11 protein-coding genes are annotated in these 11,105 nt (G+C 68.0%); 6 read left to right on the forward strand and 5 right to left on the reverse strand.

Features of this window, described 5'->3' with window-relative positions; translation table 11 throughout:
• Positions 1–54: 54 nt before the first annotated feature.
• Together lptG and lptF are read right to left on the reverse strand one after the other, a co-directional pair.
• On the reverse strand, positions 55–1,161 hold the full coding sequence (gene lptG, locus V3B25_RS11790) for an LPS export ABC transporter permease LptG (protein WP_049424937.1): 1,107 nt from the start codon (positions 1,159–1,161) through the stop codon (positions 55–57).
• Entirely contained in the window at positions 1,158–2,240 is a 1,083-nt protein-coding gene (gene lptF / locus V3B25_RS11795; RefSeq protein WP_032128008.1) for an LPS export ABC transporter permease LptF, read from the reverse strand. Before lptF ends, lptG begins: the two co-directional genes overlap by 4 nt.
• 104 nt (positions 2,241–2,344) lie before the next feature.
• On the opposite strand from lptF, the gene V3B25_RS11800 reads away from it, so the two are divergent.
• From V3B25_RS11800 to V3B25_RS11820, 5 genes are all read left to right on the forward strand, one after another.
• Positions 2,345–3,823, forward strand: a complete 1,479-nt coding sequence (locus tag V3B25_RS11800; protein ID WP_329810708.1) for a leucyl aminopeptidase — start codon at positions 2,345–2,347, stop codon at positions 3,821–3,823.
• 81 nt (positions 3,824–3,904) lie between these two features.
• A complete protein-coding gene (locus V3B25_RS11805; RefSeq protein WP_049400292.1) occupies positions 3,905–4,330 on the forward strand; it encodes a DNA polymerase III subunit chi in 426 nt (141 codons plus the stop codon).
• A 19-nt stretch (positions 4,331–4,349) separates the two neighbouring features.
• Positions 4,350–4,541 (forward strand): YqaE/Pmp3 family membrane protein, encoded by a 192-nt coding sequence (locus V3B25_RS11810; protein WP_012510005.1) that lies wholly within the window; start codon positions 4,350–4,352, stop codon positions 4,539–4,541.
• Between the two features lie 33 nt (positions 4,542–4,574).
• Positions 4,575–7,403 (forward strand): valine--tRNA ligase, encoded by a 2,829-nt coding sequence (locus tag V3B25_RS11815; protein ID WP_201118152.1) that lies wholly within the window; start codon positions 4,575–4,577, stop codon positions 7,401–7,403.
• Between the two features lie 121 nt (positions 7,404–7,524).
• The gene (locus V3B25_RS11820; RefSeq protein ID WP_032128004.1) at positions 7,525–8,346 is read left to right on the forward strand and encodes an EamA family transporter; all 822 of its coding nucleotides are present in this window, start codon (positions 7,525–7,527) and stop codon (positions 8,344–8,346) included.
• Between the two features lie 104 nt (positions 8,347–8,450).
• On the opposite strand, the gene rimI is transcribed toward V3B25_RS11820, so the two are convergent.
• Genes rimI through pssA form a run of 3 tightly spaced genes read right to left on the reverse strand, consistent with a single transcriptional unit; the run spans position 8,451 to position 10,227 of the window.
• Positions 8,451–8,948, reverse strand: coding sequence for a ribosomal protein S18-alanine N-acetyltransferase (rimI, locus tag V3B25_RS11825; RefSeq protein WP_032128003.1), 498 nt, complete (start codon positions 8,946–8,948; stop codon positions 8,451–8,453).
• Positions 8,945–9,454 (reverse strand): hypothetical protein, encoded by a 510-nt coding sequence (locus V3B25_RS11830; RefSeq protein ID WP_201118143.1) that lies wholly within the window; start codon positions 9,452–9,454, stop codon positions 8,945–8,947. The genes rimI and V3B25_RS11830 overlap by 4 nt, the downstream gene beginning before the upstream one ends.
• On the reverse strand, positions 9,451–10,227 hold the full coding sequence (gene pssA, locus V3B25_RS11835) for a CDP-diacylglycerol--serine O-phosphatidyltransferase (RefSeq protein WP_019660986.1): 777 nt from the start codon (positions 10,225–10,227) through the stop codon (positions 9,451–9,453). The genes V3B25_RS11830 and pssA overlap by 4 nt, the downstream gene beginning before the upstream one ends.
• Positions 10,228–10,307: 80 nt before the next feature.
• Here pssA and V3B25_RS11840 point away from each other — a divergent pair, with 80 nt between their 5' ends.
• Positions 10,308–10,682: a DUF4124 domain-containing protein gene (locus V3B25_RS11840; protein WP_049461832.1), complete on the forward strand. Its 375-nt coding sequence runs from the start codon at positions 10,308–10,310 to the stop codon at positions 10,680–10,682.
• The last annotated feature ends 423 nt before the right edge of the window (positions 10,683–11,105 follow it).

The following is an 11,105-nucleotide window of genomic DNA, read 5'->3' on the forward strand; positions in this document are numbered from 1 at the left end:
GTTCGTCCTTGAAGTGAAACGGAAACAGCAGGGCCTTGCCCGGCTCCCTGGGAATCAACCCGATTTGCGCCGGAACAGCAATCCAGACACCGCCAGCATCACGATCGGTGGCAGCGCATAGGCAATTCGGTAATCGAACTTCAGCGCGCCGGCCATGCGCCCGAAGAACAGCTGCAGCAGCCAGAAGCCCAGCGCGAACAGGATGCCCAGGAACAGGCGCTTGCCCATGCCGCCGCTGCGCAGCGAGCCGAACGCGAAGGGCACCGCCGCCAGGCACAGCGCCAGCACGTTCAACGGGTAGAACCAGCGGCTCCAGTACACGTCCTCGAAGTCACGCGCGTCCAGCCCGTTGCGCTGCCGGTAGGTGATGCTGGTGCTCAGTTCGGCCAGGCTGAGGTTGCGCGGCTTGGCGATGCCGGTGGCCAATGCGGCCGCATCCAGCTTCGAATTCCACGGTTCGCGCGCGATTTCCTGGCGGGTCGCCGAGCGCTCGCCGAAGGTATCGCGACGTACCCCGGTCAACACCCAGCCATCCCTGTCATGCTCGGCGGTGTCGGCATGGGTCAATGAGGCGATGCCCCCATTCTCGGCGATGCGGTACAGGCGCACGTCGCGCAGGATCAGGCGCGTGCCCTTGTCGCCGACCAGCTGCTCCTCGCCGCTCTGCGCGTTGAGGAAGGTATCGCCCTCGCGTGCCCACAGGCCCGAGTAGCGGCTGGTGGCGATATCCCGCCCCCACTTGGCGCTGGACTTCAACGCATCGGCGCGGTCCTGGCCCCAGGGGCCCAGGGTCTCCGCGCTGAACACCATCACCGCGGTCAGCAGCGACAGCGCAATCGCCACTGAAACGCTCAGGCGCTTGCGCGACAGGCCCAGCGCACGCAGCGCGGTCAGCTCCGAGGTCGCTGCCAGCTGGCCCAGGCCCATCAGTGCACCGATCACCGCGGCGGTGGGGAACATGGTGTAGGCGCGGCGTGGCACCGTGTACAGCACCCATGCGGCGGCATGGCCCAGCGTGTAGCCGTTCTTGCCGATGTCCTTGAACTCGCCGGAGAACGCCATCACCACGTCCAGGCCAACCAGCACGGCCCAGGTCAGCAGCACCGTGGTGAACACCGACCGGCCCAGGTACAGGTCGAAACGCATCGGGCGCAGCCTCATGCGCGGGCTCCCTTCGGGCGGCCCAGGCGGCCATCACGTGCATACATCCAGATTGCCAGCGCCAGCAACGGCAGGGTCAACCACCACAGGCCGAGCGCTGGGGGGATCTTGCCGTTGGCGATCCAGCCGCTGCCGATGAACATCAGATTGGTACCGACCATGTAGGCCATCAGCGCCAGCATCATGCGGCCGTAGCGCTGCTGGCGCGGCGAGCTGCGGCCCAGCGGCACGGTCAGCAGGGCGAACGCCAGCGCGATCAGCGGCGGCGCCAGGCGGCGGTGCAGCTGCGCCTGCGCCTGCGGACGCTCATCGCCGATCAGCTGCAGGGTCGGCATCAGTTCCGGGTCATCCTCGGTGCGGGTCTGCGCGCCATCGGGCAAGGCCACGTCATTGCGGGCGAAGGTCGCCAGGCGGTAGTCCAGGCCACCGGCCACCGGCCCTTCCACCTGGTGGCCGTCATCCAGCTCCAGGAAGCGCTGGCGGGTACCTTCGAAGAACATGCGGCCGCCATTGGCCGACACCACTTCCAGGCGGTCATCCTTCTGGCGCTGCAGGAACACCTTGCCCAGCTGGGTGCCATCGGGCGAGATCGAGGACAGGTAGACCACGCCGCCATTGGGCAGCGGGGTGAATCGGCCCGGCTCCAGACCGGCCATCAGCACGCTGCGGTTGGCCTCGATGATCATCTGCTCAGCCACCCGGCCGGCCCACGGGCCCAGCCACAGCGAGCAGGCACCCACCAGGGCCACCACCGGCACCACCAGCATCAGCAGTGGCCGCAGCAGTCGCTTGGGGCCGACACCAATGGCGGTGATCACTGCCATTTCCGAGTCGCGGTACAGGCGCGCGATGGCCAGCAGCAGGCCCAGCATCAGCGCCAGCGGCAGGATCAGCGGCAGGTAGGCGATGAACTGCAGGCCCAGCTGCGAGAACAGCAGCTTGGCCGGCAGGCGCCCGTCGGCGATGTTGCCGAGGATGTCCACCAGCACGCCGCCCACGCTGACCACCAGCAGGACGATCAGGGTAGCCAGGAAACTCTGGACGAAATCGCCCAGCAGGTATCGGTCGAGCTTCAGCATGGGGCGGTGGTTTAAACTCTGGGGTTCGTTCGCGGTGCCGCCCAGTCTACTGTCTGGGCGTAAACGGCCTGCGATTGTACGGACTCGCCAATGGAATCTGCTCAATGGCCCTCGAATTCACCCTGAACCACGTTGCTCCGGCCGCCGCCACCGTCGATTGCCTGGTGGTTGGCGCGTATGCCGACCATACCCTGACCCCGGCCGCACAGGCCCTGGACGCCGCCAGCGGTGGCCGCCTGGCCGCCCTGGCCCAGCGCGGCGACCTGTCCGGCAAGACCGGCGCCACCACCCTGCTGCATGACCTGCCGGGCGTGACCGCCCCGCGCGTGCTGGTGGTCGGCCTCGGCGAAGTCGCCCGTTTCGGCGTGCCGCAGTACCTGAAGGCCGTCGGCGACGCCGTGCGCGCGCTGAAGGCCGGTGCTGCCCGCAGCGCACTGTTCACCCTGTCCGAAGTGGCGGTGAAGGACCGCGACGCGGCCTGGGCGATCCGCCAGGCGGTGATCGCCGCCGATCACGCCGCGTACCGCTACACCGCCACCCTGGGCAAGAAGAAGGCCGACGACGCCGGCCTGGCCCAGCTGGCCATCGCCGGTGACGACGCGCAGGCCCTGGCCCAGGGCCAGGCTATCGCCGCCGGTGTCGAGTTCGCCCGCGAGCTGGGCAACCTGCCGCCGAACTACTGCACCCCGGCCCATCTGGCCGAAGTGGGTGTGAAGTTCGCCGGCGAGCACGACGGTGCCGAAGCCGAGATCCTCGACGAGCACCAGATGGAAGCGCTGGGCATGGGCTCGCTGCTGGCCGTGGCCCGTGGTTCGGCCAACCGCCCGCGCCTGGTCGTACTGAAGTGGAACAATGGCGGCGACGCCAAGCCGTACGTGCTGGTCGGCAAGGGCATCACCTTCGATACCGGTGGCGTCAACCTGAAGACCCAGGGCGGCATCGAAGAGATGAAGTACGACATGTGCGGTGGCGCCAACGTCATCGGCACCTTCGTCGCTGCGGTCAAGGCCAAGCTGCCGCTGAACCTGGTGGTGGTGGTGCCGGCGGTGGAAAACGCCATCGATGGCAACGCCTACCGCCCGTCCGACGTGATCACCTCGATGTCGGGCAAGACCATCGAAGTGGGCAACACCGACGCCGAAGGCCGCCTGATCCTGTGCGACGCGCTGACCTACGCGCAGCGCTTCGAGCCGGCCGCGCTGGTCGACGTCGCCACCCTGACCGGTGCCTGCATGGTCGCCCTGGGCCACCAGACCGCCGGCCTGATGAGCAAGCACGACGACCTGGCCAACGAGCTGCTGGCCGCCGGCGAGCAGGTGTTCGACCGCGCCTGGCGCCTGCCGCTGTGGGACGAATACCAGCCGATGCTGGATTCGACCTTCGCCGACGTCTACAACATCGGCGGCCGCTGGGCCGGCGCGATCACCGCTGGCTGCTTCCTGTCGCGCTTCGCCGAAGGCCAGCGCTGGGCCCACCTGGACATCGCCGGCGTGGCCAGCGATGAAGGCAAGCGTGGCATGGCCACCGGCCGCCCGGTCGGCCTGCTGAGCCAGTGGCTGCTGGACCAGGCCGCCCGCGCCTGATGCCGTACCCGACCCTGGCCGGCCCCGCCGGCCAGGGCCTCGCCCGGCACTGCCGGGCCCCTGCCTGACCCGGACCCTGCCATGCCCCGCGCCGACTTCTACCTGATCGCCAAGCCCCGCTTCCTGACCGAGCCGTTGCGCCTGGTCTGCGAGCTGGCGCGCAAGGCCAACGACGCCGGGTTGTTCACCCTGGTGCTGGCCCGCGACCAGGCCCAGGCCGAGGAGCTGGACGAACTGCTGTGGGCGTTCGACAACGATGCCTACATCCCGCACCAGATCGCCGGCGAGGACATGGACGAGGAAGAAGCCCTGGTGCTGATCGCCGTGCCGGGCACCGAGGCACCGGCGCGCCCGCTGGTGATCAACCTGCGTGATGAACCCTGGCTGGGCGAGTGCGAGCGCGTGCTGGAAGTGGTTCCGGCCGACCCGGAAGCGCGCGAACCGCTGCGCGAACGCTGGCGCCAGTACAAGGCCGCCGGTTACGACCTGAACAAGCACGACATGTAAGTCCAGCGAGGACCCCTTGATGCGCCTGTTGATCGCCCTGATTCTTCCCTGGCTGTCCTTCTTCACCATCGGCCGGCCGTTTGCCGGCATTGTCTGCCTGATCCTGCAGATCACCCTGATCGGCTGGCTGCCCGCCGCCATCTGGGCCGCCTACGCGGTCAGCCAGTACCACACCGACCAGAAGATCCGGCGCGCCCTCGGGCCGCGCTGATCTCCCTTCCGCCTTGATTACCGGTTCCCCCGCATGACCCAACTCGCCTCCAGTTACGACCCGAAGTCCTTCGAGACCGACCTCTACGAGGCCTGGGAGAAGGCCGGCCACTTCAAGCCGTCCGGCACGGGCGAGCCGTACACCATCCTGCTGCCGCCGCCGAACGTGACCGGCACCCTGCACATGGGCCACGCCTTCCAGCAGACCCTGATGGACGCGCTGGTGCGCTACCACCGCATGCGCGGCTACGACACGCTGTGGCAGGTCGGCACCGACCACGCCGGCATCGCCACCGAAATGGTGGTCAGCCGCAACCTGGCGCTGGAAGGCAAGGGCGAGACCCGCGATTCGCTGGGCCGCGAAGGCTTCATCGGCAAGGTCTGGGAGTGGAAGCAGCAGTCCGGCGACACCATCGAACGCCAGATGCGCCGCCTCGGCACCTCCGCCGACTGGTCGCGCAGCACCTTCACCATGGACCCGCAGCCGTCGGCGGCGGTCAACGAGGCCTTCGTGCGCTGGTACGAGCAGGGCCTGATCTACCGCGGCCAGCGCCTGGTCAACTGGGACCCGGTGCTGAAGACCGCGATTTCCGACCTGGAAGTGGAAAGCGCCGAGGAAGACGGCTTCCTGTGGTCGATCGCCTACACGCTGGATGAGGGCCTGAGCTACGAACACGTCGAGCGCGATGCCGACGGCGTGGAAACCCTGCGCGAAACCCGCGACTACCTGGTCGTCGCCACCACCCGCCCGGAAACCCTGCTGGGCGATACCGCGGTGATGGTGCACCCGGAAGACGAGCGCTATGCGCACCTGATCGGCAAGAGCGTGGTGCTGCCGCTGACCGGCCGCCGCGTCCCGGTGATCGCCGACGACTACGTGGACCGTGCGTTCGGCACCGGCGTGGTCAAGGTCACCCCGGCGCACGATTTCAACGACTATGAAGTGGGCGTGCGCCACAGCCTGCCGATGATCAACCTGTTCACCCCGGTGGCGGCGCTGAACGAAAACGCGCCGGAGCGTTTCCAGGGCCTGGACCGCTACGCCGCGCGCAAGGCCGTGCTGGCCGAGCTGGAAGACCTGGGCATCCTGGTCGAGACCAAGGCGCACAAGCTGCAGGTGCCGCGCGGCGACCGTACCGGCCAGGTGATCGAGCCGTACCTGACCGACCAGTGGTTCGTGAAGATGGACGACCTGGCCAAGCGTGGCCTGGAGCTGGTCGAAGACGGCAGCATTTCCTTCGTGCCGCCGAACTGGATCAACACCTACCGCCACTGGATGAACAACATCCAGGACTGGTGCATCAGCCGCCAGCTGTGGTGGGGCCACCGCATTCCGGCGTGGTTCGACGAAGCCACCGGCAGCTGCTACGTCGGTCGCAGCGAAGAGGAAGTGCGGGCGAAGCACAACCTGGGCAGCGACGTGGTGCTGAACCAGGAAAGCGACGTGCTGGAGACCTGGTTCTCCTCGCAGCTGTGGCCGTTCTCCACCCTGGGCTGGCCGAACGAACAGGCCATGGCCGAGCGCGGCTTCGACCGCTACCTGCCGTCGTCGGTGCTGATCACCGGCTTCGACATCATCTTCTTCTGGGTGGCGCGCATGATCATGGCCACCGACAACCTGGTCGGGAAGATCCCGTTCAAGGACGTCTACTTCACCGGCCTGATCCGCGACGGCCAGGGCCAGAAGATGTCCAAGAGCAAGGGCAACGTGCTCGATCCGCTGGACATCATCGACGGCATCACCATCGACGATCTGGTCGCCAAGCGCACCGGCGGCCTGATGCAGCCGAAGATGGTGGAGAAGATCGAGAAGGCCACCCGCAAGGAATTCCCGGACGGCATTGCTGCCCACGGTGCCGATGCGCTGCGCTTCACCATCGCCGCGCTGGCCACCCACGGCCGCGACATCAAGTTCGACATGAACCGCGCCGAGGGCTACAAGAACTTCTGCAACAAGCTGTGGAACGCCAGCCGCTTCACCCTGATGAACACCGAGGGTGCAGCGTTCACCGGCATGCCGACGCCGCGCACCGATGCCGAGCGCTGGATCCTGGCGCGCCTGGCGGCGGTGTCCACCGAGGCCCAGGGCCACTACGCCAACTACCGCTTCGACCTGCTGGCGCAGTGCCTGTACGAGTTCGCCTGGAACGAGTTCTGCGACTGGTTCCTGGAGTTGAGCAAGCCGGCACTGAATGGTGCCGATGCCGCCGACGCCGAAAGCACCCGCCACACCCTGCTGTACGTGCTGGAAGCGCTGCTGCGCCTGCTGCACCCGCTGACCCCGTTCATCACCGAACAGCTGTGGCAGCAGCTGGCGCCGCGCCTGGGCCTGGCCGAAACCACGCTGTCGCTGCGCCCGTACCCGACCGCCGCCGAGTTCGAAGGCGATTTCGCCCAGGCTGAAGCCGACGTGGAATGGTTGAAGGCGGTGATCAGTGCCGTGCGTCGCGTGCGCAGCGAACTGAACGTGGCCCCGTCCAAGCTGGTGCCGCTGCGCCTGCAGGCCGGTCTGGAGCAGGACCGCGTGCGCATCGAACGTTTCAGCGCCTCGCTGTCGTTCCTGCTCAAGCTGGACAGCATCCAGTGGCTGGCTGAAGGCGAAAGTGCACCGCCGGCTGCCGCCGCGATCGTCGGTGAACTGAAGCTGCTGGTGCCGCTGGAAGGCCTGGTCGATCTCGATGCCGAGCGTGCCCGCCTGGACAAGGAGATCAAGCGCGTGGAAGGCGAGCAGGAGAAGAGCGAAACCAAGCTGGCCAAGTTCACCGACAAGGTGCCGCCGGCGGTGGTCGAGCAGGAGCGCGTGCGCCTGGTCGACTGGAACACCCAGCTGGCCGGCCTGCGCGAGCAGCGCGCGAAGCTGTAAGTGCAGGGAAACGCCGGGTACTGCCCGGCGTTTCCTTTTGTAGAGTCGAGCCGTGCTCGACTCATGACAGCAGTCGAGCATGGCTCGACTCTACATTTCCCGCGCATGGCATCATCGCTGGATGCCGCTTTCCATCTTCCTGCTGGTTCTCGCCGCTGCAGCCCTGCACGCCAGCTGGAACGCGATCGTCAAGCGCGGGCCGGACAAGTTCCTCGGCACCGTACTGGTGACCGGCAGTGCCGCGCTGCTGTCGGCTGCCGCCCTGCCCTTCCTGCCATTTCCCGCCGCGCACAGCTGGCCGTGGCTGAGCGCGTCGGTGCTGCTGCAGGTGACCTACTACGGCCTGGTCGCACGCTGTTACCAGCAGGTCGACATGAGCCTGGCCTACCCGCTGATGCGTGGCAGCGCGCCGATCCTGGTCGCGTTGGCGGGCACCCTGCTCGGCGAGCAGCTGCCACCGGCAGCGTGGCTGGGCGTGGTGCTGGTCAGCACCGGCATCCTGTGCATGGCGCTGGGGGCGCGTGGCGGTCAGCTGCGCCTGCCGCTGCTGACCGCGGCGATGATCGCCACCTACACGCTGGTCGATGCGCAGGGCGCGCGTCAGTCCGGCAGCGCACTCAGCTATACGTTGTGGCTGTTCCTGCTGTCGGGCATTCCACTGCCACTGTGGGCGCTGTACACGCGCCGCGGCGCGGTGCTGGACTATGCGCGGCAGCACTGGCCGCTGGGGCTGGCCGGTGGCGTCGGCACCACCGCCTCGTATGCGATGGCGCTGTGGGCAATGACCCAGGCGCCGGTGGCGATGGTCTCGGCGTTGCGCGAATCGTCGATCCTGTTCGCGTTGCTGATCTCGGTGTTCCTGCTGCGCGAACGGATTCCGCGCGCGCGCTGGCTGGCGGCGGCGTTGATCGTCGGGGGTGTGTTGGCACTGCGGCTGGCGTGAGGAAAGCGTGCCAACCAAGGCTGGCACCTACCACGGTAGGTGATGTGTCGATGACAGCGGAGATCCATCGGTAGTGCCGGCCGCTGGCCGGCAACCCTGCTCCGTTACAGCGGCGGCATCGCCTGCAGGTCGCCGTCGACCAGTTCGATCGCCATCACCACCGCGTCTTCGCGGCCCTGTGCGGCCGGGTAGTAACGCGGGCGGCGACCGATCTCGTTGAAGCCTTCGCTGTGGTACAAGGCCAGCGCGGGTGTGTTGGACGGACGCACTTCCAGGAACACACGCTGCGCCCCGCGGTCGCCGGCCAGCTGTACCAGCGCGCGCAGCAACTGACGTCCGAGCCCACGCGACTGCGTCAGTGGATCGATGCAGACGTTCAGCACATGGGCCTCGTCGGCCGCGATGCTGAGCACGCCATAGCCGATCAGCTGGCCATCACGCTCCATGGCCAGGCCCGGATAGCCCGCACGCAGGCAGTCGACGAAGATGCCGCGGGTCCAGGGAAACGGATAGCCGCGTACTTCAATCGCCATCACCGCGTTGAGGTCGCTCTCGCGCAGCGCGCGCAGGCTGACCGGACCGGGCTGGCTGACCGCACTCATGGCGCCCCCCGCTTGCGCAGGGCGCGCAGCTGCGGCCACAGCGCGCGCTTGGCGGCCGGGTCCTGACGCAGCTGGTCCAGCGGCCAGCTGTCCATCAGCGCCTGCGTGGCAGGGTCGTTGGGATTACAGCCGGAGGCACGCAGCAATGCGATCTGCAGGCGATCCGGGAGCCGCACCACCGGCTGCCGCGCATTGCCACCCGGCAGCGGGCGGGCAGCGGCGGGCGCGGTGTCCGGTGCGCTGACCGGGGTCTCGCGACGCGGCGGCACCGGGCGTTCCTGGCGGGAACCCGGTGTGGCTTCAGCCGGAGGCTCGCGCGCGGGGGCGATTGGTGCCCGCACCTGCTCCACCGCTGGCGCGGCAGCCGCCTCGGCTTCGGCCACGCTCAGCTGCAGTGCGGCATCCAGCTCGGCGGCCAGCTGGCCGTCGTGATAGACGGTGTAGCCCATGGCCTGCAGCCAGGCCTGCTGGGCCGGTGACCACAGCACGGGCAGGTCCCCGCTCACGCGGCCTCGGGCTTCTTGCGCAGGCGCTGCACGGCCCACATCACCGGGCCCGACAAGGCGTACAGGATGCCCACCGCGAACAGCACGCGCGGCAGATCGATGACCGCAATGGCGATCGCCACTGGCACCAGGGCCAGTACCAGGAACGGCACGCGGTCGGAGCGGGTGCCCTTGGCGCCGCCGCCCTTGAAGCTCCAGAAGCGGATGCGGCTGACCATCAGCAGCGCCGCGATGATCGTCACCGCCAGCGCCACGTAGCGCAGCTGGTTGCCGTCCCAGCCCAGGTTGCCATCGGCGAACGCCCAGACGAAGGACATCATCAGGCCGGCCGCGGCCGGGCTGGCAAGGCCGACGAACCAGCGCTTGTCGACCACCGCTACCTGGGTATTGAAGCGGGCCAGGCGCAGCGCCGCGCAGGCGGCATACAGGAAGGCCACGGCCCAGCCGACGCGACCCAGCAGCGGGTCGTCGAACTTCAGCCACGACAGCGACCAGTGGTACATCACCAGCGCCGGGGCCATGCCGAAGCTGACCAGGTCGGCCAGCGAGTCGTACTGCACGCCGAATTCGCTGCTGGTGCCGGTCAGGCGCGCCACGCGCCCATCCAGGCCATCCATCACCGCCGCCACGAACACGGCGATGCTGGCGTTGACGAAGTCCCCGTTGGCCGCGGCGATGATCGCGTAGAAGCCAGCAAACAGGCCGGCGGTGGTGAACAGGTTGGGCAGCAGGTAAATCGTGCGCGAACGCGGCGGCGGTGTGATCGGGTCCATGGAATCCAGTTTAATCGACTTGCCAGTGCTCGGCGCCAATGCTGCAATCGGCGTTCTACGCCCATTCCGCGGAGTTTGCCATGCGTGCCCTGTCCTGCCTTGGATGCCTGCTGCTGTTGGCCAGTGCCAACGCCGTGGCCGGCCCGGTCTACAAATGGAAGGACGCCAATGGCGTGACCCAGTATTCGGAGACCCCGCCGGCGGGCAGGAAGTTCGAGACCCGGGCGCAGGCGCGCAGTCCCCAGGCGGCGGCCAGCGCCGAGACCCCGGCCGCGCCGGTGCCCGAGCAGTGCAGCACCGCCCGCGCCAACCTGGCCCTGCTGGAGGGCGGCGGCCAGGTGATGCAGGACACCGATGGTGATGGCAAGGCCGATACCCCGTTGGCTCCGGAGCAGCGCAGCGCGCAGAAGGGATTGGCTGAAGCCGCCATCAAGGCGTACTGCCCGGCGGAGTGAGGGTTATCGGCAGGGCTTGCAGCCCTGCACCCGCAGAGGCGGTAGCAAGGGCAACGTCAAGAGCGGGCATTCCGTGGAATGGCGGGGCGGTGTCGGAGTGCGGGGACGCCGCAAGTACGTCCCTGTAGGCTTGGCAGCCGCATCCATGCGGCTGACACCCCGCAATCCGACACCGCCCCACCCCCGACAGATTCCCGGTGGTCAGTAGATCCACGCCATGCGTGGATGAATCTCCATGGAAATCGAATAGTTCGAGAATTGATCGAACAGCAGCCGAGCATGGCTCGGCCCTACAAAAGGGCGACAGATCGCGGAAAACTGTCGAAGGCGGGGTGGGTCCGGTTGCGGGGGCATGAGCGCCATGGATGGCGCGACCGAGCCACAGGGACGTATTTACGGCGTCCCCCGCAACCGGACCCACCC

This window comes from Stenotrophomonas sp. SMYL8 (assembly GCF_036320065.1).
Taxonomy (GTDB): Bacteria; Pseudomonadota; Gammaproteobacteria; order Xanthomonadales; family Xanthomonadaceae; genus Stenotrophomonas; species Stenotrophomonas maltophilia_A.

Coding starts and splice junctions, on each gene's coding strand:
- V3B25_RS11815 (WP_201118152.1), top strand. CDS start 4,575: ATGACCCAACTCGCCTCCAGTTACGACCCGAAGTCCTTCGAGACCGAC.
- V3B25_RS11805 (WP_049400292.1), top strand. CDS start 3,905: ATGCCCCGCGCCGACTTCTACCTGATCGCCAAGCCCCGCTTCCTGACC.
- V3B25_RS11810 (WP_012510005.1), top strand. CDS start 4,350: ATGCGCCTGTTGATCGCCCTGATTCTTCCCTGGCTGTCCTTCTTCACC.
- V3B25_RS11820 (WP_032128004.1), top strand. CDS start 7,525: ATGCCGCTTTCCATCTTCCTGCTGGTTCTCGCCGCTGCAGCCCTGCAC.
- V3B25_RS11840 (WP_049461832.1), top strand. CDS start 10,308: ATGCGTGCCCTGTCCTGCCTTGGATGCCTGCTGCTGTTGGCCAGTGCC.
- V3B25_RS11800 (WP_329810708.1), top strand. CDS start 2,345: ATGGCCCTCGAATTCACCCTGAACCACGTTGCTCCGGCCGCCGCCACC.
- rimI (WP_032128003.1), bottom strand. CDS start 8,948: ATGAGTGCGGTCAGCCAGCCCGGTCCGGTCAGCCTGCGCGCGCTGCGC.
- pssA (WP_019660986.1), bottom strand. CDS start 10,227: ATGGACCCGATCACACCGCCGCCGCGTTCGCGCACGATTTACCTGCTG.
- lptG (WP_049424937.1), bottom strand. CDS start 1,161: ATGAGGCTGCGCCCGATGCGTTTCGACCTGTACCTGGGCCGGTCGGTG.
- lptF (WP_032128008.1), bottom strand. CDS start 2,240: ATGCTGAAGCTCGACCGATACCTGCTGGGCGATTTCGTCCAGAGTTTC.